The sequence below is a fragment of the Modicisalibacter coralii genome (assembly GCF_004117855.1).
Classification (GTDB): Bacteria; Pseudomonadota; Gammaproteobacteria; order Pseudomonadales; family Halomonadaceae; genus Modicisalibacter; species Modicisalibacter coralii.
In genome coordinates this window covers 88,152-110,170 of sequence record NZ_QWBW01000007.1, presented here as the reverse complement: position 1 = coordinate 110,170, position 22,019 = coordinate 88,152, and the positions used below count along the sequence as shown (strand labels likewise).

Below are 22,019 nucleotides of genomic sequence, written 5' to 3'. Positions count from 1 at the left end.
TTCGCTACCCCCAGTGTAGAAAACCTGACCGAGTCGACTAACGTTGCATGCCCGGGTGGCTGACTCGGGGTTCCGCATGTTCTATGTTACGTAAACGTCAATATTAGCCATGGCGCAGGCCGAGCGTTGAAAGCCGGCCCGTGGCGTGCGGTCGTGATGTCCCACCCTCGACGTCGTGGCCGGCTACATTGACGGGGAGGGATCGCCGCACGCGCCGTGATCGCCGGCCGGGGCAGTGATCCGTTCCCCGGACGGCCGCTCACGAGGTGGCCGCTTCCCGCCGGTGCGTCGCGGCGCATCGCTCACCCCGTGATCCGGGACGAGACAAGGAACGCCAGATGAGTCAAACCAACAAGACTGCCATCGTTCACAAGCCGTCGTTCATGAACGGCGACGAGTTCCGCATCCCCGTCTTCAAGCTGCTCAAGCAGGACGGCACTCCCTACAAGCAGGCCAGGCTGCCCGAGCTCGACCGCGATCAGGCACTGCGCATCTACCGCGCCATGCTCTTCACCCGCGTGCTCGACGAGCGCATGCTCTCGGCCCAGCGCCAGGGGCGACTGAGCTTCTACATGCAGTCCACCGGCGAGGAGGCGACGGTGGTCGGCAGCACCGCCGCCCTCGACGACGGCGACATGATCATGGCCCAGTATCGCGAGCAGGGCGCGCTGGCCTATCGCGGCTTCGGCCTCGACGAGTTCATGGACCAGCTGTTCGGCAATGAACACGATCACGGCAAGGGCCGTCAGATGCCGATCCACTACGGCTCGAAGGCGCTCAACTACCTGACCATCTCCTCGCCGCTGGCCACCCAGATCCCCCAGGCCACCGGCTATGCCTACGGGCAGAAGATGGCCGGCGAGGGGCACTGCACGATCACCGTGTTCGGCGAGGGCGCGGCCTCGGAAGGCGACTTCCATGCCGCGCTCAACATGGCGTCGGTGCATCGCGTGCCGGTGATCTTCCTGTGTCGCAACAACGGCTACGCCATCTCCACGCCGGCTCACGAGCAATTCTCGGCCGACGGTATCGCGCCGCGCGCCTTCGGTTACCGGATGAAGGTGATCCGTGTCGACGGCAACGACATCCTCGCCGTCTACCAGGCGACCCGTGAGGCCCGCAAGCTGGCGGTGGAGGACAACCAGCCGGTGCTCATCGAGGCGATGACCTACCGGCTCGCCGCCCACTCCTCCTCGGACGACCCCTCCGGTTACCGCAGCCGCAAGGAGGAAGAAGCCTGGCGGGACAAGGACCCGATCCTGCGCATGCGGCTGTGGCTCGAGGGGCAGGGCTGGTGGAGCGACGATGACGAGAAGCGCGAGCAGGAGAGCCGGCGCCGCGAGGTGCTCGAGGCGATGAAGGCCGCCGAGAAGCGCCGCCCGCCGGCCCTCGAGACCCTGGTCACCGACGTCTACGACCGGGTGACGCCGGCCCTCGCGCAGCAGCTCGCCGATCTCGAGGTCCACGTTCGCAAGTACCCGGACGCCTACCCCAAGAGTGCCCCCTATCTGGATGACGACAAGGCGGCAGGAGGGCGCGATCATGGCTGAGATGAACCTATTGCAGGCCATCAACAGCGCCCTGGACACGGCGATGGCCGCCGACGACAAGGTGATCTGCTTCGGTGAGGATGTCGGCGTGTTCGGCGGGGTGTTCCGCGCCACCAGTCATCTGCAGGAAAAGTACGGTCGCGATCGCTGCTTCAACACCCCGCTGGTCGAGCAGGGTATCATCGGCTTCGCCAACGGCCTGGCGGCGCAGGGCTCGGTGCCGGTGGCGGAGATCCAGTTCGCCGACTACATCTTTCCGGCCTTCGACCAGATCGTCAACGAGACCGCCAAGTTCCGCTATCGCTCGGGCAACCTGTTCGACGTCGGCGGCCTGACCATCCGCACGCCCTACGGCGGCGGTATCGCCGGTGGCCACTACCATTCCCAGTCGCCGGAAGCCTATTTCGCCCATACCCCGGGGCTCAAGGTCGTGGTACCGCGCAACCCGCACCAGGCTAAGGGGCTGTTGCTGGCGTCGATACGCGATCCCAACCCGGTGCTGTTTCTCGAGCCCAAGCGGCTGTACCGCGCCGCCGTGGGCGAGGTGCCCGACGAGGACTACGAGCTGCCGCTGGGCGAGGCGGAAATCACCCAGGCGGGCTCGGACATCACCCTGCTCGCCTGGGGCGCGCAGATGGAGGTGCTCGGCAAGGCGGCGGAGCTCGCGGAAAAGGCGGGCATCTCCTGCGAGATCATCGACCTGCGCAGCATCCTGCCCTGGGATGTCGAGACGGTGGCTGAGTCGGTGCTCAAGACCGGGCGGCTGGTGATCAGCCACGAGGCGCCGCTGACCGGTGGTTTCGCCGCCGAGATCGCCGCCACCATCCAGAGCCGCTGCTTTCTCTACCTGGAGTCGCCCATCGCCCGGGTGACCGGCCTGGACACGCCGTTTCCGCTGACGCTGGAAAAGGAGTACCTGCCGGATCATCTGAAGATCTTCGAGGCGATCAAGGCCACCATCGATTACTGAGCGGCGCGTTCGGGAGAGACAGGACATGAGTGATTTCATTCTGCCGGACATCGGCGAAGGCATCGTCGAGTGCGAGCTGGTCAAGTGGCTGATCCAGGAAGGCGACACCATCGAGGAGGACCAGCCGGTCGCCGAGGTGATGACCGACAAGGCGCTGGTCGAGATTCCCGCCCCTCACGCGGGGCGTGTGACCCGGCTCTACCATCGCGAGGGCGAGACCGCCCGCGTGCATGCTCCGCTGTTCGCCGTCGAGCCGCTGGAAAGCGCCTCGCCCGACGAGGCGACTTCGCCGGCCGACCAGGCGGCGAGTCGGGCCGATGAAGCGCCGAGCGCGACGGGCGCATCCGACGTATCGAGCGACGCCACGCAGGACCCGCCCGGTTCCGCGGACGAGGCGGCGGCGAGCGAGGATTTCATCCTGCCGGACATCGGCGAGGGCATCGTCGAGTGCGAGGTCGTCGAGTGGCGCATCCGCGAGGGTGACGAGATCGAAGAAGACCAGCCGGTGGTCGACGTGATGACCGACAAGGCGCTGGTCGAGATCACCGCGCCCAGGGCGGGGCGCGTCACGCGGCTCTACCACCAGCCGCGGGAGAATGCCCGCGTGCATTCGCCGCTGTTCGCCTACGTGCCGCGTGACGGGCGGGTCGAGCGTCCCTCGACACCGGCGCGACACGCGCCGGCGGGCCGCGCCCCGAGCGAGGCGTCGCCTGGGGCCGAGCGCGCCGCCGGTACGGGCAAGGGGCCCCACGGGCGGATTCCGGCGAGCCCGGCGGTGCGACGCCTGGTGCGCGAACTCGGCGTGCGGCTCGAGGACGTGCCGGGCTCCGGCAAGCACGGCCGGGTGCTCAAGGAGGACATCCTCGCCTTCGACAAGTCGCGGCGCGACGAAACCCCGGCACCGGCCGGATCCAGCGAGGCAACCGCCACGACCGAGCGGGCCGAGCAGGGTGAGGTCCGCGTCGAGCCGATCCGCGGGGTGCGTGCGGCGATGGCCCGGCGCATGAGCGAGGCGGCGTCGACCATCCCCCATTTCAGCTACGGCGACGAGATCGATGTCACCGAGCTGCTGGCGCTGCGCGAACGGCTCAAGCCGATGGCCGAGCGCGACGGTACCCGGCTGACGCTGATGCCGTTGATCATGAAGGCGCTGGGGCTGGCGGTGACGGCCTATCCGATCCTCAACAGTCGAATCAGCGACGACGGCAGCGAGATCCACTACCAGCCGCACTGCAACGTGGGCATGGCGGTGGATAGTCGGGCGGGGCTGCTGGTGCCCAACGTCAAGCGCGTCGAGCGGTTGAGCATCCGCGAGATCGCCGACGAGGTGGCGCGGCTGACCGAGGCCGCCCGCGAGGGGCGGGTGAGTCAGGCCGACCTGCAGGGTGGCACCATCAGCATCTCCAACATCGGCGCGCTGGGCGGCACCTATGCGGCGCCGATCATCAACCCGCCGGAGGTGGCGATCGTCGCCCTGGGGCGGGTCCAGACCCTGCCGCGCTTCGATGCCGACGGCAAGGTGGTGTCGCGGTCGATCATGACCATCACCTGGTCGGGCGACCACCGGATCATCGACGGCGGCACCATCTCGCGCTTCTGCAATCGCTGGAAGGAGTACCTCGAGGCACCGCAGACGATGCTGCTCGACATGACGTGAACGCAAGATAGAGGGCGGCATGGCCCGGGATACGCTCGAACAGTTCTACATCCCCGAAGAGCAGTCGATCTACCTGCTCAGTCACGACGACGCCCGCAAGCTCAAGGACTGGGTCGCGCTGTGCCGCACCCAGCTCGAGCAGCTCGGCTATCGCGACATCGAACTGGTCGGCAAGGGGGCCTACGGCTTCGTCTTCGCCGGTGTCTCGGCGCATGAGACGCATCACGTCTTCAAGTTCTCGCGGATTACCCTGCCGCAGCACCTTCAGGATCGCCTGGAGGAAGAGGCGTTCATGCTCGAGCAGGTCGATCACCCGCGGGTTCCCCGGCTGGTCGCCTTCCAGCGCATTCGCCGGCAGTCGATCCTGGTCATGGAACGCGCGCCGGGCATCAACCTCGAGGAGTATTCGCTGCGCCACGGTCGTCTGCCGCCGCGGCTGGTGGTGCGCATCGCCGCCCAGATCGCCGACATCCTGCGCGGCCTGCGTCGCGAATCCGGCCCCCACGGCAAGCCGATCGTGCATGGCGACATCAAGCCCTCCAACCTGGTCTTCGATCCGCGCAGCGAGACCGTGGCGCTGATCGACTGGGGCTCGTCGGTGTTCGCCCAGCTCGACGCCAACGGCCAGTTCATCTCGACCAGCGTCATGGAGCTGATGTCCGACGACCTGCAGCACACCAATGCCCGGCTGGGCGACGTCTATTTCATCGGCGAGGAGCAACTGGGCGGCGGGCTGTCGTCGCCGCGCTTCGACGAGCAGGGCGCGGCCGGCACGCTCTACGCGCTGGCCTCGGCGCAGTCGTGTCGTTTCGGCCATCGGGCGATACCCGCCACCGCGCTGGGCCTGCCGGTCGAGTTCGCCCGGGTGCTCGACGGCATGCTCGATGACGACCCGCAGCGTCGCCGTCGGGCCGGTGACTATTTCCTCGCCGAGATGCCGCGTCTGTCGCGGCTGGTGATGCTCGATCTGCCGGAGCCGCCCGAGCCGGCGCTGGTGCCGGTCTGGGTGCGGCCCAGCCGGCGCGAGATCGATACCGTGGTCTACAGCTCGCGCAAGTCGTTCCTGCGCGAGGCGGCGGCCGCCACCGACACCCTCAGCGCGGTCAACGACGTCCAGCTCGATCGCTACTACAAGAACTTCATGCAGGGCATGGGCGAGACCGAGAAGGCCTTTCTCGCCGCGGTCAGCCGCCTCGGTCGTTATCCGGTGGTGGGCGGGCTGGCGGTACGCTGGGAAAGCGATGGGGTCTACATCGACAGCGTGCTCAACCTGCACGACCTGTCGCGCCGCACGGCCTTCATCGCCGCGGTCAACAACATGGTGACCCTGGCGCGGGCGATCTACCGCCGCGGCGTGTTCAAGAGCTGCCTGTTCAATGCCCGCGATACCCTGCACATCGACCGCGCGGGGCCCGACGAGCCGTTTCATCCCGGGCCGGACATGACGCTGCCCTACGAGGTGAGTGCCGCGCCCGATCTCGAGGATCGCACCCGCATTCACTCCTACTTCGAGGACGGCCCGGATCCCGAGGAGTTCCTGCAGCTCCCCGAGGCGATCATGCAGCAGCTGGAAGCACTCAACGCGATCCACCACACCGGCCTGATCATCTTCGAGGCGTTGCCGAACCACCTCAAGATCCACAGCTATTACCGCTTGCTCGACCCGCCACGCGAGGCGCAATTCCGGGCCTGTCTCGACGCCATGCTCGCCGCGGTGCCGTTGATCCGCGGACTGGGGGTGTCCGGTTACATGAAGATGCCCTACAAGGACACCAAGGTGTTTTCGCACATCGAGCAACTGCCGGCGCGGTTCTATCCCCGGGACCCGCGGGGTGAAGGGCAGGCGCGACAGCGCGATACCTGAGTCGTTGTCGATTTAACCTATATTAAATACAAAGCGTGCTTAGGGGGTTACCGTGGCGGCATCGGACGACATCCGACGCCGTCACCGGCTGTGATTGTTGAGGCTTTATGCAACGTCTACGTTTAAGGTCAAGCAGCCGAAAGTGACGCTGTAGCAAGCAGACTAATGGAGGAGTTTGCGATGAAAGAGACCCAGGATCTTTTCCCGACCCGGCTCGAACGAAAACTGGGCATGTTCGAGCGCATCGACCCCGTGGTTCACAGCGAAGGTGAACAGCGCAAGGGGCCGCTCAGCGAAGAGCAACTCGACGAGTTCGACAGAAAGGGCTTTCTGTCCTTCGAGGGTTTCTTCTCGCCGGAGGAGATGGAGAGCTTTCTGCAGGAGTTGCGCGATTACGAGGACGACGCGGACCTCAAGCTCTCCGAGGGGACCATCCTCGAGCCCGGCAAGGAGGAAATCCGCTCGATCTTCGGTATCCACGAGGTATCCGAGCGTTTCAGCCGGCTGACTCGCGACCCGCGGCTGCTGGCGATGGTTCAGCAGATCCTCGGCAGCGATGTCTACATCCACCAGTCGCGGATCAACTACAAGCCCGGCTTCAAGGGCAAGGGCTTCGACTGGCATTCGGATTTCGAGACCTGGCACAGCGAGGATGGCATGCCGCGCATGCGCTCGGTGAGCTGCTCGATCATCCTCACCGACAACGGCGAGTTCAATGGCCCGCTGATGCTGGTCCCCGGTTCGCACAACTACTTCGTGCCCTGCGTGGGACGCACCCCGGAGGACAACTACAAGGAGTCGTTGAAGAGCCAGGACATCGGCGTACCGGACGACGCCAGCCTGCGCGACCTGATGGTCGAGGGTGACATCGAGGCGCCCAAGGGACCGGCCGGTTCGCTGGTGATGTTCGAGTGCAATACTCTGCACGGGTCCAACATCAACATGTCCTGCTGGCCGCGCAGTAACCTGTTCTTCGTCTACAACAGCGTCGAGAACACCCTGCACGACCCCTACTGCGGAAATCGTCCGCGGCCGGAGTTCCTCGCCAATCGCAAGGACTGGCGTCCGCTGACCCCGGTCGAGTGAATCGCACACCGCGATCGCCGATCCCATGCGACGGGCACCCCACGGGGTGCCCGTCGCGTCTGTGCGCCCCCGGCGTTGGCGCTCTCCACGGCATGCCGTAAGGTGGAGGGCGGGTTGGCCCAGGAGGAGATCGGCATGCTCGATACCGACACCCGCTTCACGCGCGCCATCGCACGACTCGATGCCTTGCACGCCGAGGATCCGCGCACCGTGCGGGTCGAGGGCGAGACGCTGCCCTACGAACTGCACTATGCCCGCTGCATGAGCGCCTGGCTGGACCGGGTACTGCCCGAGGCCTCCGAGGCCCTGCGCCTGGCGGTTCGCGCTCAGCATCTGCAACGCTGGCAGGTTCCTCGCGACGATTACCCACGTGACCGACCCGGCTATCTGACCTGGCGTCGCGATCTGGGGCGGCGTCAGGCGGAAATGGCGGCCGGGATCCTGAAGGCGGTGGGGTACGACGCGGCGACCGGCGAGCGGGTCGCGAGCCTGATCCGCAAAGAAGGGCTGCGCCGCGATCCCGAGACCCAGGCGCTGGAGGATACCGCCTGCCTGGTGTTTCTCGACAACGAGTTCGCCGCGTTCGCGGCCCGACACGACGACGACAAGATCCTGCGTATCCTGCGCAAGACCTGGGCCAAGATGTCGCCGCGGGGCCACGAGCTGGCGATGACCATCGACCTGCCGGAGGCGGCGCGGGCACTGGTCCAGCGCGCCCTGGGCGCCGCCTGAAGAGTGCCTCGGCCATGCCTTCTCCGGCGCTTCAGCGCAGCTTGGTCTGGCGCCGCTCCAGCTCCTCCTCGGGGGGCCGGAAGGCGTCGGCGCGGGCGCTGTCCCAGAAATGCCGGTACACCTGGTGGGTCGGCGTCCCCTCCAGCAGCTCGCCCGGGGCGAGATAGGCATAGAGCGTGTCCAGGGTCTGGACCTCGGTTGGCGAGGCACGCCGCAGGACGTGTTCGGGGCCTAGCTGGCCGGGATGGGTCAGGCCCGCGGCGGCCAGCATCTCGGCCAGTGCCTCGAGGGTGTTCTCGTGGAACTGCCGGACCCGCTGCGACTTGTCGGCGACATCCAGCTTGCGCCCGCGCTGCGGGTCCTGGGTGGCCACGCCGCTGGGGCAGCGGTCGGTGTGGCAAGACATCGATTGGATGCAGCCCAGCGAGAACATGAAGCCGCGGGCGGCGTTGCACCAGTCGGCCCCCAGGGCGATGGTCCGCGCGATGTCGAAGGCCGAGATGATCTTGCCCGAGGCGCCGACGTGAATCCGTTCGCGCAGCCCGGCGCCGACCAGGGTGTTGTGGACCAGCAGCAGCGCTTCGGTCAGCGGCATCCCCAGCCGATTGATGAACTCCAGCGGTGCCGCGCCGGTGCCACCCTCGCCACCATCGACGACGATGAAGTCCGGGCGGGTATCGCTCTCGAGCATCGCCTTGACCAGCCCGAACCACTCCCAGGGGTGGCCGATGGCCAGCTTGATGCCCACTGGCTTGCCGCCGGAGAGATGGCGTAGCCGGGCGATGAAGGCCATCATCTCCAGGGGCGTGGTGAAGGCGCTGTGGCCGGCCGGCGAGACCACGTCCCGGCCCATCGGCACGCCGCGGGTGGCGGCGATCTCCGGGGTCACCTTGGCGGCCGGCAGAATGCCGCCGTGCCCGGGCTTGGCCCCCTGGGAGAGCTTGATCTCGATCATCCTGACCGACTCGAGCGTGGCGTTCTCGACGAAGCGCGATTCGCTGAAGCTGCCGTCGTCGTTGCGGCAGCCGAAGTAGCCCGAACCGATTTCCCAGACCAGGTCGCCGCCGTGGCGGTGGTAGGGCGAGATCGCCCCCTCGCCGGTGTCGTGGTAGAAGCCGCCGTCGCGCGCGCCCCGGTTGAGGGCGCTGATCGCATTGGGCGAGAGCGCGCCGAAGCTCATCGCCGAGATGTTGAACACGCTCGCCGAGTAGGGCTTGTCGCAGTCGGCACCGATTACCAGCCGGAAGTCGTGATCGTCGATCGTCGCCGGATGCAGCGAGGGGCTCATCCACTCGTAGCCCTCGGCGTAGAGATCCAGGACCGAGCCGAAGGCCTTCTTGTCCGAGACGTTCTTGGCGCGCCGGTAGACCAGCGAGCGTTGCTCGCGGGAGAACGGCTGGGCGTCGGTGTCCGACTCGATGAAGTACTGACGAATCTCGGGGCCGATGGACTCCAGGCCGTACCGGAAGTGGGCGAGGATCGGATAGTTGCGGCTCACCGTGTGAGACTTCTGCCGGATATCGTAAGTGCCCAGCGCGGCCAGGGCGGCGAAGATCGTGGCCGCCCAGCCCCACCCCGACGCCACGGGCCACAGCCCCAGCGAGACGACCAGGCCGATCAGACTGACGATATAGGGGGCATAGCGGAAGGGGAGGCGACTCAACAGCGAAGGTTGGTGCATCGGTGGGCTCCTGTCGACGATGCGGGGCAGTCCAGGACAGGCCGTCACGCGTTGTCAGCCCGTCATGATGAGAGGACCGATTATCCCCCGTGTCGTTCCGTCGTCCCAGTAGTACCGTCACCGATACGACCCACGCCCTCTCGGTCGCCAGACTGAAAAGGGGCGTCGTCGAGGCCATGACGCATCTCCATCGCAGGCATGGCCCCATCCGCCGCGATACGTGGCGCATCGTGGCTTACCCGCTCGGGGTAGTGCCGTCCGACCGGTCAGCCAAGCGCACTCTGACGGCCTTCGCCCTCCGCCAGACGGCTCAGGGCGTCGAGGTCGTGGATCTCGAACTCGCGCCCGCGGGTGGTCATCAACCCCGACTGCTGGAAGCGCCCCAGCAGGCGGCTCACGGTCTCGACCGCCAGCCCCAGGTAGCTGCCGATATCGGCCCGCGACATGGCCAGCCGGAAGCAGTGGGGTGAATAGCCGCGGCGCTGGAAGCGGGCCGACATGGCCACGAAGAAGCTTGCCAGACGCACGTCGGAGGTGCGTCGCAACAATACGCGTACCAGCATGCGCTCGTTATGGAGTTCGCGGCTCATCACCTGCAAGAGATGTTCCCTGAGTCCGACGACGCTATCGCTCTGGCCGTCGAGATGGTGATAGGGAATCTCGCAGACGGTGGTGGTCTCGAGGGCGGTCACCGTCCCCGGGTAGTGGTGGGCGCCGATGGCATCCAGTCCGACCAGTTCGCCCGGCAGGAAGAAGTGGGTGATCTGATCGTCTCCCGACGGGCAGCGCGAGGTCTGCTTGAGACTGCCCGAGCGCACGACGAACAGACTGGAAAAGGGCGACTCCTGATGGAGCAATATCTGCCGCTTGTGCAAGGGCGGCCACTGGCGGGTCAGCGATTCGAACCGCTCGACATCCCGTAGCGTGAGGGTCGAGGGAACGCACAGCGCGCTCAGACTGCACGTCTGGCAGCGCAGGTCGTGCGAGCCGGCGAATCGCATGAGGCGGCTCGGCTTGGTCATGTCAGACACTCCCTGATGCTCTGTCCCACGGTGAGTATGGAAGAGCATGAACGAGTAAAAAGACTGGTATTTGCCACCTGGACCGGGCTGAGTTTGCTGGTTGCTTGCCCTTCATTGCCGGACGCATGACGTCCATCAAAGTTTACTTGGTATTCGCTGAGTACATTGCGCGCCATGAGAGGGCCTCAAGACCCTTTCGGGATCGGGCATGACCTGTTGTCGCGCCCGGACAGACCTGTTCACCAGGGAGACCGACGATGCCGTGCGCGTTCGATAACAAGACAAGAGCTATCCTGCCGGAAGAGGGGCGCTTCCCGGCCATCGCGCATGAAGCCGGCGAGACAGCGCGTTATCGCCAACTGGCCCTGCGCTTTCTGACCTATCACCCCGCCCTCAGCCGCCTGCTCGAGACGCTGGCCGAGGAGAGTCGGCGGCGGGCTTTGGCATTGGCGAGCACGGCCCGCGGGCTGCAACTGCTCGACTGGACCTCGCTGGATTCCGAAGATCGCGCCACGGCCGAAGCGCCATCCTGCGGGCCATTCTTCGTCACCGACGAGGCGATGGCCTCGGCGCTGCTTGCCGACGCCCAGCAACGGGCGGAGGCCTCGCTGGCGCACTACCGTGCCTGGTTGCGGGTCAACGCGGTCACCGCCTGGCAGGCATTGCTCGAGACGATCGTCACCCAGAAAAGCGCCGAATGCCGGATTCTGCAGGAAAGCCAGCCGGGCTGGCGGGAGGCGGCCGTCATCCCGCTGATGCCCCTGTTGCGCCGTCGCAGGGCCTAGCGGTCAGCCCGCCTGCCGCGAGGTCGGCGGCGTTTCCTGGCCGGCCTGGCCGTCGGGCAGTTCGCAGACCCAGGCCATGGCCTCGTGCTTGTGGTCGTTGGAGAAGACGCGAACTTCCAGCGGCTTGAAGAGGTGGTTCTCCAGCGCGGCCAGCGGGCGCATCCACAGATGGTCGGACACCGCCGCGGCGCGATGGAAGTGACTGAGCTGGCCGACCTGGGTCAGGCCGTAGCCCAGGTCGCGCAGCAGCGCAGAGGCGGTCATCCAGCGCAGGGCATCGAGTTCGGTGTAGAGGCTGACCCGGGGATGGTCCTGCTTGGCGGCCTCGATGGCGTCGATCGCCTTCTGAAGTTCGCTGGCGTCGAGTCGACCGCTCAGGCGCAGGGCGACGACATGCGGCGCTGGGGCGGTGATCATCTCGAGCATGATGACGACTCCTGGCGAGGTTTCATTGAGCGTAGCAGAGCGTCTGCGCTCGGGCATCGACCGCCGCCGCCGTTGGGCCCGAACGCGGGCGCGGCGCTCAGGCCGCGAAAGACATGCCGCGCTGTCGCGACGCGGCGGGGCTGGTAGAATGCCGGCCTCGTCACGCCATGACCCCGGAGTCCTCGGATGAGCGCCAGGAGCTGTCCCAATCCCGATGTGGTGGTCGTCGGCGCCGGTGCCGCCGGCCTGATGTGCGCCCTGACCGCCGGTTACGCCGGGCGGCGCGTGCGTGTGCTCGACCACGCCAGCAAGCCCGGCAGGAAGATCCTGATGTCCGGCGGCGGGCGCTGCAATTTCACCAACATGGACACCGGGCCGCACAACTTCTTCTCGCAGAACCCGCATTTCTGCATCTCGGCACTCAAGCGCTACCGCCCCGAGCATTTTCTCGAACTGGTCGAACGTCACGGCATCGAGCCGGTCGAGAAGGCGCCGGGCCAGTTGTTCTGCGCCGACTCGTCGCGCCCGATCCTCGACATGCTGCTCACCGAATGCGACTGGGCGGGCGTGGACATCCAGCTCGCGACGACGATCGAGCGCGTCGAGCGCCATGGCGACGGGATGCGACTGACCACGTCGGCGGGAACCCTCGACACCGGCGCGGTGGTGATCGCCACTGGCGGGCTGTCGATCCCCACCATGGGCGCCACTGGTTTCGGCTACGACGTGGCCCGCTCGTTCGGCCTGGCGGTGACCGAGACTCGTGCCGCCCTGGTGCCGTTCACTTTGACCTCGCAATGGAAGGCGCGCGCCGCCGCGCTGTCCGGTGTCGCCTGCGAGGTGGAGGCGCGCTGCCGGAACGGGCGCTACCGCGAGCCGCTGCTGTTCACCCATCGCGGCCTCTCCGGGCCGGCGATGCTGCAGCTCTCCAGTCACTGGCAGCCGGGCGACGCCCTCGACATCGACCTGTTGCCCGGTGTCGACGCCTTCGCGGCGCTGCGCGAGGCCCGCGAGGCCACCCCGCGCCGCCACGTGTCGAGCTGGCTGGCGGAACGTCTGCCCCGGCGGCTGGCCCAGGCACTGATCGAATGGCACGGCGACGACGGTGTGCTCGCCGAGGCTTCCAACGCCCAGCTCGAGGCCTGGGGCGAACGCCTCAACCGCTGGTCGATCAAGCCCGCCGGCACCGAGGGCTGGCGCACCGCCGAGGTCACCCTGGGCGGCGTGGATACCCGGGCCCTGTCGTCGAAGACCTTCGCGGTTCGCGAGCTGCCGCAACTGCGCTTCATCGGCGAGGTGCTCGATGTCACCGGCGAGCTGGGTGGTTACAACTTCCAGTGGGCCTGGGCCTCGGGCGTGGCCTGCGGGCTGGCGCTGTGAGGGGGCGGGCAACGGCGCGCTCCGGGAAGGACGGGCGCTTATGAGGCGGATCGGCAAGCGCTTGAGGGTGCTGGGCCGCCTGGGTCGTCGTGACCGCGGCGACCGCCAGGCGCTGATCGTCTGCGGTCTGGGCTACGCGAGCTACCGGCTGCTGGCACGCATCGCCGCCTCGAGACGCTACACGGCGGTGGCGGTGATCGACGACGAGCCCTGGAACCACGGCACCGAGGTGGAAGGCGTGCGCGTCCATTACCCGAGCGAGGCCGCGTCGCTGGCCCGTCGGCATGGCGTGGTCGCCGTGGTGCATGACGACCCGGCGACGCTCGCCATGTTCGACAGCGCGACCCGCGACGCCCTGGGCGAGGCGGGCGTGCCCGTGGTGCGATTGTCCGGCGCGGCGCCGGAGCCGCTCGAGACGCAGCTGCGCGCGGCACGCGGCCACTGATCTCGTCCGCGCGCTCATGGGGGAGCGGATTACTGCGGGCTGAGGGCATGGCTTGAAGGTCCATGACGAGCACCTACGCTGAGTGAGCAGCGATCCTTCACGGATGAATCCCCCGACAGGAGCGTCACCATGCCTTCCACCGCCCGGCGCCTCGATGGCGATACCCTGGAAAATCGTCACCTCAAGGAGTGGCTGCGCCGCTATCAGCGTGTCCGCGCGGCCAGCGAAGCGATCTGCGCGCCCCTCGAGACCGAGGATCACGTCGTGCAGAGCATGCCCGACGTCAGCCCGCCCAAGTGGCATCTGGCCCACGTCAGCTGGTTCTTCGAGGCCTTCCTCCTGACGCCCTTCCTGGCCGGCTACCGCACCCTCGACCCGGCCTACGACTTTCTCTTCAACTCCTATTACGAGACCCACGGCACGCCGTTTCCGCGGCCGCGGCGCGGGGTGATCTCCCGCCCCACGGTGGCCGATGTATACCGTTATCGGGCTCACGTCGACCAAGCCATGGGCGAGCTTCTGGAAGCGCCGCCTACCGAGCATCTGGACGAGATCCTGCGTCGGGTCGAGCTGGGCCTGCACCACGAGCAGCAACATCAGGAACTGCTGCTGATGGACATCAAGCACATCCTGGCCCAGAGCCCCCTCGACCCGGTGTATCGCGACGATCTCGCCACATGCCCGTCTGCCGACCCGGGTCCCGTCGAGTGGCTGGGCTATCCCGCCGGCCTGCACCACATTGGCCACGCCCCGCACGAGGACGGCTTCGCCTTCGATAACGAGACGCCGCGCCACCGGCGCTTTCTCGAGGCCTTCGAGCTGGCCAGCCGGCCGGTGACCAACGGCGAATTCCTGGCCTTCATCGAGGACGGCGGCTACCGGCGGCCCGATCACTGGCTCGCGGACGGCTGGCAGCAGGTCAACGCCGCCGGCTGGCAGGCGCCGCTCTACTGGCGGAAGCAGGATGGTGCCTGGTGGCACATGACGCTCGGCGGGCTGCGAGCGCTGGATCCCGCGGCGCCGGTATGCCACGTGAGCTTCTTCGAGGCCGATGCCTATGCCCGCTGGGCGGGTGCGCGGCTGCCCGACGAGGCCGAATGGGAAATCGCCGCCCGCGACGCGGCACTGGCAGGCAATTTCGTCGAGCAGGACCACCTTCAGCCGATGGCCGCGGTGCCAACACCGCACCGGCCGGGCCAGCTGTTCGGTGACGTCTGGGAGTGGACGGGCAGCGCCTATCGACCCTATCCGGGCTTTCGACCCCTGCCGGGGAGTCTCGGCGAATACAATGGCAAGTTCATGTCGGGGCAGATGGTCCTGCGCGGAGGTTGCTGCGCGACACCGCAGGCGCACCAGCGGGTGACCTATCGTAATTTCTTTGCGCCCCACGCGCGCTGGGCCTTTTCCGGGGTACGGCTCGCCCGCGAGGCCTGACGCGGTCGACGACGCCGGGCGAGCGAGGGTCGGGAAAAGCGGTACCGGGCGCAGCGGTCGATGGCGGTCCGTGTGCATCGCCCGGAGGGCGTGACATACTACGCGCCTTTCGAGTCAATCGTGTTACCGCTTCATGACCCTGACATTCCTCGCTGGTTACCGCCGACGTCTGCGTGGCACCCTGGCCTTTGCGCTGATCAACCTGGTCGCGGTGTGGCTGATCGCCCTGCGCTATACCCCGTTTCTGGCGGTGCCCCACGACCCGATGGGCATCGCCTATCTGATCGTCACCTGGGTCGGTCATTTCGGCCTGCTGGTGCTGCTGGCCTGGCTGGTACTGGCCGTCCTGGGGCTGGTGCTGCCCCGCCGCGTGCTGTGGCTGCCAGCCGCCGTGCTGGCCGCGGCGGGCCTGGCGCTGATGCTGGTCGACACCGTGGTGTTCGCCCAGTATCGCTTTCACATCAACCACTTCATGGTCTCGCTGTTCCTCGACGACAAGAACGGCGAGATCTTCAGCTTCACTGGCTCGACCTGGCTGATCGTCGCCGGGGTGGTGACGGGGCTGCTGCTCGTCGAGAGCTGGCTGGCCCGGCGCCTGCTGCGCGCGGATGGCGTTCGCCGGCTGCCGCTGTGGCGGAGCGTCGGCGTCCTCGTCGTCGCGCTGCTGGCCAGTCATGCGATCCACATCGTCGCCGATGCGCGCTACCAGCGCAGCGTGACCCAGCAGGTCAACATCTTCCCGCTGCTGTTCCCGGCCACCGCCAAGGGCTTCATGAAGGCGCACGGCTGGCTCGATCCGCGGGCGATGCGTGCCGCGCGTGCCGATATCGTTCACGACGCCCCGGACGACATCGACTGGCCGAAGGCACCGTTGCAGTGCGATCCCGGCACTTCGCCGCCCAACGTGATGGTGATCCTGGTGGATACCTGGCGGCACGACGAGGTCGGTCCGGAGATCACGCCACGGATCCTGAGTGAACTGGAGGGGGAGGGGCGCCGCTACCGGCATCACTTCAGTGGCGGCAACAGCACGCGCACCGGGGTGATGAGCCTGTTCTACGGACTCACCGGCAACTACTACCATCGCCTGGAGAACTCGCAGACGCCGTCGCTGCTCATCGAGCAGTTGCAGGCCCAGGATTATCGGCTGGGCATCTTCGCCTCGGCGAGCCTGGACAGCGTGGGTTTCGACCGTTCGATCTTCGCCTCCGTGCCGGAGCTGCCGTCGGCGCCGTCGGGGGATACGCCGGCCGAACGCGACCGGCAGATGACCCGCCACTGGCTCGACTGGCAGGCCCGGCGTCGCGAGGACGACGCGGGACGGCCGTGGTTCGGCATGCTGTTCTACGACGCCCCGCACGGCTACAGCGTGCCCGAGGGCGGCGAGACCCCCTTCACGCCCTCGGCGGCGCACATGGACTACCTGGCCCTGGGGCCGAACACCGATCCCGCGCCGTACTTCAACCTGCACCGCAACGCCGTCTACAACGTCGACCGGCGCATCGCGCGGGTCATCGAGGATCTCAAGCGCCACGGCGAGTGGGACGACACCCTGCTGGTGATCACCGGCGACCACGGCGAATCCTTCGACGATTTCGGCGACAACTACTGGGGACACAACAGCCATTTCGCGCCGCCGCAGACCCAGGTGCCGATGCTCCTCCACGGCCCCGGCGTCGAACCCGGCGAGGTCGAGGGCATGACCAGTCATCTCGACGTGGTACCGATGCTGATGCGCCACGCCCTGGGGTGTCGCAATCCCGTCGACGACTACAGCCAGGGCCGCGACCTGCTCGACCCCGGGCTGGATCACGACTGGGTCACGGCCAGCAGCTATCTGGATACCGCGATCATCGAGGACGACCGGATCACGGTGATCGACGGCGCCGGTGACTGGAAGGTCGTCGATCGCCGTCTCGAGCCGCTCGAGGAGCAGGTGTCACCGGCCGTGCAGGCGGCGATGCAGACGATGCGCCGGTTCTACGCCCGTTGACTCAGCGTCTGAGCGGGCGCGGGACCTTGCGCGAGCGGCGACGATACAGCCAGCGCGTGGCCCGGCCCAGGCCGAGCAGCATGGCGAAGGGCAGGATCAGCAGCACGGCGAGCAGCTGACCCAGCAGCACGCCGATGTCGAGCAGCAGGAGACGCTCGGCGAGGCGCTCGAAGCGCGCCGCAAGACGGTGAAGGAGTCTCGGTATCGCCATGTCGAAACCTCGCTGGTTTGCCGGAGGCTGGCCGACCGTGGGACGCGTTGCGCTCATCGGCAGGCTCGGCTCAGGTCGAGTTCGGGACGATAGACGCGAGTCTTCACGTCGCTGATCCCGAGCACGGTATGGAACAGGTTGGCCTGGCTGTGCGGCGCGCCGGCGTCGGCCTCGAGGCACTGTTCGTCGATGCCTAGTGCCTGGCGGAATCCCGCCGAGAGCCACCAGATCATCGGCACATGGGTCTGCTCGTCGGGGGCGATGGCATACGGCAGCCCGTGCAGGTAAAGGCCGTGTTCGCCGAGTGACTCGCCGTGATCGGAGAGGTAGATCAGCGAGCTGTCGTAGCTGCTCTGAGCCTGCAGGGTGCCGATCAGCGCATCCAGTACGTGATCGGTGTAGAGCGCGGCATTGTCGTAGGCGTTGACGATCGTCCGCGCCTCGCACTGACTGAGGTCGGGGTCCCGGCATTCGGGCGTGAAGTGCCGGTAGGCCGGCGGGTAGCGTTCGAAGTAGCTGGGACCGTGGTTGCCCAGCTGATGCAGCACGATCACCCGGTCGTGGGGCTGGCCGTCGAGCCGGCGTCTCAGCGCCTCGACCAGGGCTTCGTCGAGGCAGCGGCCGCCGTCGCACCATCGGGGATAGGCGTCGGCACCGATCGATACGCTGTCGACGCCGTCGCAGACGCCCTTGCAGCCCGACTGGTTGTCGATCCAGGTGACGTCGATGCCGGTGTGCTGAAGAATGTCGAGCAGCGATTGGTGCGAGGCGATGGCGTCGGCGTCGTAGTCGTCACGCCCCCAGGGCGAGAACAGGCAGGGCACCGAGACCGCGGTACTCGTGCCGCAGGAACGCACGTCCGAATAGTTGACCAGGTCGCGTTTGGCGAGGTGGGGCGTGGTCTGGCGTTGGTAGCCATCCAGCCCCCAGTTGGCGGCCCGTAGCGTCTCGCCGACCACGATCACCAGCAGTCTCGGCTTGCCCGAGTGGACGTCGCGGGTGGCGTCCTCGCCGAGCGGCAGGCGCTGTTGCGGACCGGTTTCGTGGGAGTCGGCCAGTACCCGACCGGAGGAGACCAGATAGTTGCCGGGCGTGACCAGATAGCGCAGCTCCTTGTGGTTGCGCATCAGTGGCGACAGGTGCGAATAGCCGAGCAGGATCGCCGCCACCAGCACGACCGCCGTGGAGGCGAGGTAGGCGAGGCGCCCGCCGAGCCGACGTTTCCAGGTTTGTCGTGGCACGCGCACCCGCCACACCAGCAGTACCGGCAGGACCCCGTAGAGCACCAGATGCAGAACGAAGCCCGGCGTCATCAGCTCGCTGGCCTCGGCGACATCGGTCTGCGCCACGTTGTCGATCATCGTGGTATCGAAGTAGGTGCCATAGGTCGATGTGAAGTAGCTGACCGCCGCGGCGATCAGGATCAGTACGCTGAGCAAAGGCTTGACGTTCCAGCGGGCGACGCCCAGCAGGAAGACGACATATTGCAGGCCGGTGAGGACCACGGCGTAGCCGATCAGGGTCAGCCAGCCGTTCGGCGCGGAAAGGTCGAGGTCGGCCGTGGCACCGTGCCAGAACGCCCCGTTGTAGAAGAACGTGAAGGCCAGGGCGACGATCAGGGTCAGGCGTTCGCTGCTCAGGGTCGGGCGTGGCAGTCGGCGATCCAGGTTTCGGTACAGCCAAACGAACGAGGTCATGTGTCGGGGGCTCCCGGTAGCGTGGGATGGGCGGGCCGGAAGCGATGGCCGGGGTGGGGCTGCGGCAGCAGCCAGAGGGCCAGCAGGCGACTCCAGGTGACGCAGATCATCAGGGTCCAGAGATCGTGCGAGAGGAAATGCGCGCCGCGCAGTTGCTGGGCGATGCCGAAGGCCAGCCCGAGTCCCAGGCCGACGGCGAGGCCGGCACGGCGCCAGCGCGGGGCCACGCGGGCGAAAAAGAAGTACAGCGCGATCCAGGCGTAGCCGGCACTGGCGTGTCCGGCAGGAAAACAGGCGGTGTCCGGGTAGTCGGCGGGGCGTGCGGCGAACAGGCCGATGGAGTCGCGATCCCCGCCGTAGCGGGCGAGATCCCAGGGGCAGTCCATGCTGATCGTCTGCTTGAGCAGCGAGACGCTGAGCGTCGAGGCGGCGACCGCCAGGAACAGATAGCCCAGCGGCCTGCGCCAACGGCGCCACCGCGGACTGACTCCGCTCAGGACCAGGGCCACGATCAGCACCGCCCCCATCGAGATGCTCAGCGTGCGGCCGGCGTCGTGCAAGACCCGCTGGGTCCACCAGGCGTGTTCGAGGGACCAGCGGCCACCCTCCAGGGCGTACCACAGATCGGCCAGGCGAAAGTCGACCCCCAGTTCGGCGAACAGGGTCATCATCGCGGCAAAGATCAGCCAGGCGACGATCAGCTGGCGCACGGCCTGCCCGCGCCGTGTGCGAGACGGCGAAGACGAGAAAAGGTCGGGTCGGTCGGGCATGACGGGGCGCGCTCCGCGAATTCACATCTCGGCGGCCCCGTATCGAGAACGGGCACCGCAACGAACATGCGAGGGAGTCTGCGCCGGTTAACTTAAGCCGGACTTAACGCATCCGCGGGAAGGTGTCGGCCACGCGAGGCGACAATCGGTTCCTCTATGGTGTGATCCGACGGAGAGGGCGCAGCGACAGTTCGGGGAGCGGGTAGGGGTGGCGATCCGGGGGATCGCCACGTGGCAGGCTAGTGGCGGTGCATCGAGCGATATACCGCGCGGACCCGGTTGGCGAGCAGCAGTCCGGTCATCAGGCGCCGTATCAGCCGACCCGTCGAACGGGGCCGACGCAGGCCCCGCCAGGAGACCATGCCCAAGGCGGCGAGGGTCGGCGCTCGCCACTGCATGAGCCGTTCCCAGCCGTGGTCGACGGGGGCCGTGGCGTCGCGCCAGTCGCGCAGGGCCATGGCCATGTCGAGGCGTTGCTGGAGAATCTGGGTTTCCAGCTGGTCGCGATACGCGAGCCGCTCACGATGATTCATGAGAGGACTCCAGTATCTGCCGGTCCTGACCGAGATGGCTGAGTGTCGCTTCCATCAGCCGGCGCTGTCTGGCGGTGCGCTTGGCCTTGATCGCCAGCCCCGCGGAGAGCAGCAACAACACCCCGGCACACAGCGCGATGGCCAGCAGGCGGTGATCTTCCCAGTAGACCACCACGACCAGCAGCAGCAGCATGCCGATACCGAACGAGAACAGGATCAGGCTGGCGCCCGCCATCAGCAGAATCGAGACCAGCCGGTCCCGCTCGAGTTCCAGCTCCAGCACGGCGAGCCGCAGACGCGACTCGCCGGTGGCGACCAGGGTGGCGAGCAGGCGGCGGGCCGCCGAGATGACGCGTTCCGCCGGTCCTTGGCGAGCCGCCATCAGCGACGTCCGAGCAGCAGACCGACCACGACGCCGACGGCGGTGCCGATGCCGATGCTGGTCCAGGGATTCTCGTGGACGTAGCGATCGCAGATGTCGGCGCTGTCGAGCATGCTGTCGCGGGTATCGTGATAGAGCTTCTCGCCACGTGCTTCCAGCCGGGCGCGCGTTTCATGCAGGCGCTGCTGGGCACGATCGCGCATTTCCTTGATGTTGCCGCGGGAGTCCTCCGCGGTGGCATTGACCAGTTCCTCGACCGTGCGAGACAGGTTGTGCAGATCTTCCTTCAGTTGAGCCGTGCTGGTGTCACGATCGGAGTGCCCGGTGGGGTACATGGCCATGAGTGTCTTCCTTTGACGGTGAATGACGCTTTCATCATAGCAGCGTGATTTGACGGTTCAACGGCTGCCCGGAATACCGGCGAGAAAGGTGTTGAGGCTGAAGCCCAGCCCGAGCCGCTGCACGTCGTTGTCGTAGTCGATCAGGCTTTCTCCGTAGCCGTCGTAATACTGGACGTAACCGCGAATCTTGCCGGCCAGCGGGAAGGAGTAGTCGAGCTGCACGCCGTAGTGATTCTTGCCGGGATTGCCCCTGACCAGCATCGACAGTTCCTGGTCGCCGAAGGCGCGCACCAGGGTGACGTCGCCGTAACCGATGTAGTTCTCGAGGTCGGGGTTGTCGTCCTCGGCGTCGCTTTCCGGTATCCGCCAGTGAGGCGCCACGCTCAGCGCCCATTCGCCGCGCTGGAAGAGCATGTCGGCGTAGAGCCGGTTCCAGCTGCGCGACAGGGTCTGGGAGCGGCCGTTGGACTGATGCGCGAAGCCCACCCGGTTGATGGTGTTGGTCCAGCCCAGCAGCGTGAGGTCGTTGTCGAAGCTGACGAAGGTCTCGGGTTCGTAATTGGTCTCGCGAAACGGCGACGAGGCATCGGAGTTGTAGGCCTGCCACCAGCTGCGCTGGGTGTAGGCGAAGTAGAGATCGCCGTTGTGACCGAAGATGTCCTCGAGCACGTTGATCTTGAGGCTGACCTGGAACTTGACCTCGGCGTTGTCGGCGTTGGCGTTGTCGCTGATGGCGTCGAAATCCGCCTGGTTGGGGTCGGTGTTGTAGGTCCAGGGCAGCAGGTAGTTGCGGCGATAGACGGTGATCGCCAGCGGATTGCGGTTGGAGTCGCGCTCCAGCTCGCGGCGGGTCTGTGCCTGTTCGAGCACGGCCTCCGTGGCCGGGTCGCTGGGCTGGTCGGCGGTGTCCTCGACGTCGCTCGACTGGGCGTGGGCGGTCAGCGGCAGGGCGAGCATCAGCGAGATCATGCACAGGGGGAATGCCTTCAGCGCGGTCGGCGAGGCCATAGAAATACGTCCTGTAGGAGACATCAGAGGTCCGTTTCTACCACGCTTCGCC

The 22,019-nt window shown here is 67.0% G+C and carries 21 protein-coding genes; 11 read left to right on the top strand and 10 right to left on the bottom strand.

Going from position 1 to position 22,019, the window contains the following annotated elements:
- Positions 1 to 338: 338 nt before the first annotated feature.
- The 6 genes from D0901_RS02560 to D0901_RS02535 all read left to right on the top strand — a co-directional run bounded on the left by D0901_RS02560 (position 339) and on the right by D0901_RS02535 (position 7,859).
- Positions 339 to 1,550, top strand: a complete 1,212-nt coding sequence (locus D0901_RS02560; protein ID WP_129138724.1) for a thiamine pyrophosphate-dependent dehydrogenase E1 component subunit alpha — start codon at positions 339 to 341, stop codon at positions 1,548 to 1,550.
- Entirely contained in the window at positions 1,543 to 2,520 is a 978-nt protein-coding gene (locus D0901_RS02555) for an alpha-ketoacid dehydrogenase subunit beta (RefSeq protein ID WP_129138723.1), read from the top strand. The genes D0901_RS02560 and D0901_RS02555 overlap by 8 nt, the downstream gene beginning before the upstream one ends.
- 25 nt (positions 2,521 to 2,545) lie before the next feature.
- Complete coding sequence (locus D0901_RS02550) at positions 2,546 to 4,177, top strand: dihydrolipoyllysine-residue acetyltransferase (protein ID WP_129138722.1); 1,632 nt, start codon at positions 2,546 to 2,548, stop codon at positions 4,175 to 4,177.
- 19 nt (positions 4,178 to 4,196) lie between these two features.
- Positions 4,197 to 6,041 (top strand): protein kinase domain-containing protein, encoded by a 1,845-nt coding sequence (locus D0901_RS02545; RefSeq protein WP_129138721.1) that lies wholly within the window; start codon positions 4,197 to 4,199, stop codon positions 6,039 to 6,041.
- A gap of 180 nt (positions 6,042 to 6,221) precedes the next feature.
- Entirely contained in the window at positions 6,222 to 7,127 is a 906-nt protein-coding gene (gene thpD / locus D0901_RS02540; protein ID WP_129138720.1) for an ectoine hydroxylase, read from the top strand.
- Between the two features lie 135 nt (positions 7,128 to 7,262).
- Entirely contained in the window at positions 7,263 to 7,859 is a 597-nt protein-coding gene (locus tag D0901_RS02535) for a DUF4202 domain-containing protein (RefSeq protein WP_129138719.1), read from the top strand.
- 31 nt (positions 7,860 to 7,890) lie between these two features.
- On the opposite strand, the gene D0901_RS02530 is transcribed toward D0901_RS02535, so the two are convergent.
- Positions 7,891 to 9,540, bottom strand: coding sequence for an FMN-binding glutamate synthase family protein (locus D0901_RS02530; protein WP_129138718.1), 1,650 nt, complete (start codon positions 9,538 to 9,540; stop codon positions 7,891 to 7,893).
- 266 nt (positions 9,541 to 9,806) lie between these two features.
- Positions 9,807 to 10,562 carry a fumarate/nitrate reduction transcriptional regulator Fnr gene (gene fnr / locus D0901_RS02525; RefSeq protein WP_129138717.1) on the bottom strand — a complete coding sequence of 252 codons (756 nt, stop codon included), beginning with the start codon at positions 10,560 to 10,562 and terminating at the stop codon, positions 9,807 to 9,809.
- Positions 10,563 to 10,819: 257 nt separating this feature from the next.
- Between fnr and D0901_RS02520 the strand changes: the two genes are divergently transcribed.
- Positions 10,820 to 11,347, top strand: a complete 528-nt coding sequence (locus tag D0901_RS02520) for a hypothetical protein (RefSeq protein ID WP_129138716.1) — start codon at positions 10,820 to 10,822, stop codon at positions 11,345 to 11,347.
- 3 nt (positions 11,348 to 11,350) lie between these two features.
- Here the strand turns inward: D0901_RS02520 and D0901_RS02515 are convergent, their stop codons facing one another.
- Positions 11,351 to 11,773: a SpoIIAA family protein gene (locus D0901_RS02515; RefSeq protein WP_129138715.1), complete on the bottom strand. Its 423-nt coding sequence runs from the start codon at positions 11,771 to 11,773 to the stop codon at positions 11,351 to 11,353.
- A 186-nt stretch (positions 11,774 to 11,959) separates the two neighbouring features.
- On the opposite strand from D0901_RS02515, the gene D0901_RS02510 reads away from it, so the two are divergent.
- The 4 genes from D0901_RS02510 (at position 11,960) to D0901_RS02495 (ending at position 17,025) form a co-directional block, all read left to right on the top strand.
- The gene (locus D0901_RS02510) at positions 11,960 to 13,153 is read left to right on the top strand and encodes a BaiN/RdsA family NAD(P)/FAD-dependent oxidoreductase (protein WP_129138714.1); all 1,194 of its coding nucleotides are present in this window, start codon (positions 11,960 to 11,962) and stop codon (positions 13,151 to 13,153) included.
- Positions 13,154 to 13,193: 40 nt separating this feature from the next.
- The gene (locus D0901_RS02505; protein ID WP_129138713.1) at positions 13,194 to 13,598 is read left to right on the top strand and encodes a nucleoside-diphosphate sugar epimerase/dehydratase; all 405 of its coding nucleotides are present in this window, start codon (positions 13,194 to 13,196) and stop codon (positions 13,596 to 13,598) included.
- 129 nt (positions 13,599 to 13,727) lie between these two features.
- Positions 13,728 to 15,032: an ergothioneine biosynthesis protein EgtB gene (gene egtB / locus D0901_RS02500; RefSeq protein ID WP_129138712.1), complete on the top strand. Its 1,305-nt coding sequence runs from the start codon at positions 13,728 to 13,730 to the stop codon at positions 15,030 to 15,032.
- A gap of 133 nt (positions 15,033 to 15,165) precedes the next feature.
- Positions 15,166 to 17,025, top strand: coding sequence for a DUF3413 domain-containing protein (locus D0901_RS02495; RefSeq protein ID WP_129138711.1), 1,860 nt, complete (start codon positions 15,166 to 15,168; stop codon positions 17,023 to 17,025).
- A 1-nt stretch (position 17,026) separates the two neighbouring features.
- Here D0901_RS02495 and D0901_RS02490 read toward each other — a convergent pair whose 3' ends face one another.
- The 7 genes from D0901_RS02490 to D0901_RS02460 form a co-directional block, all read right to left on the bottom strand.
- Complete coding sequence (locus tag D0901_RS02490; RefSeq protein ID WP_129138710.1) at positions 17,027 to 17,236, bottom strand: hypothetical protein; 210 nt, start codon at positions 17,234 to 17,236, stop codon at positions 17,027 to 17,029.
- Between the two features lie 53 nt (positions 17,237 to 17,289).
- A complete protein-coding gene (locus D0901_RS02485; protein ID WP_129138709.1) occupies positions 17,290 to 18,933 on the bottom strand; it encodes a phosphoethanolamine transferase in 1,644 nt (547 codons plus the stop codon).
- Entirely contained in the window at positions 18,930 to 19,703 is a 774-nt protein-coding gene (locus D0901_RS02480) for a phosphatase PAP2 family protein (protein WP_129138708.1), read from the bottom strand. The genes D0901_RS02485 and D0901_RS02480 overlap by 4 nt, the downstream gene beginning before the upstream one ends.
- A 239-nt stretch (positions 19,704 to 19,942) precedes the next feature.
- The gene (locus D0901_RS02475) at positions 19,943 to 20,236 is read right to left on the bottom strand and encodes a YqjK-like family protein (RefSeq protein WP_129138707.1); all 294 of its coding nucleotides are present in this window, start codon (positions 20,234 to 20,236) and stop codon (positions 19,943 to 19,945) included.
- Complete coding sequence (locus D0901_RS02470) at positions 20,223 to 20,618, bottom strand: phage holin family protein (protein ID WP_129138706.1); 396 nt, start codon at positions 20,616 to 20,618, stop codon at positions 20,223 to 20,225. Before D0901_RS02470 ends, D0901_RS02475 begins: the two co-directional genes overlap by 14 nt.
- Complete coding sequence (locus tag D0901_RS02465; protein WP_129138705.1) at positions 20,618 to 20,959, bottom strand: ElaB/YgaM/YqjD family protein; 342 nt, start codon at positions 20,957 to 20,959, stop codon at positions 20,618 to 20,620. Before D0901_RS02465 ends, D0901_RS02470 begins: the two co-directional genes overlap by 1 nt.
- A gap of 57 nt (positions 20,960 to 21,016) precedes the next feature.
- Positions 21,017 to 21,967 (bottom strand): phospholipase A, encoded by a 951-nt coding sequence (locus D0901_RS02460; RefSeq protein ID WP_233440332.1) that lies wholly within the window; start codon positions 21,965 to 21,967, stop codon positions 21,017 to 21,019.
- Between the last annotated feature and the right edge of the window lie 52 nt (positions 21,968 to 22,019).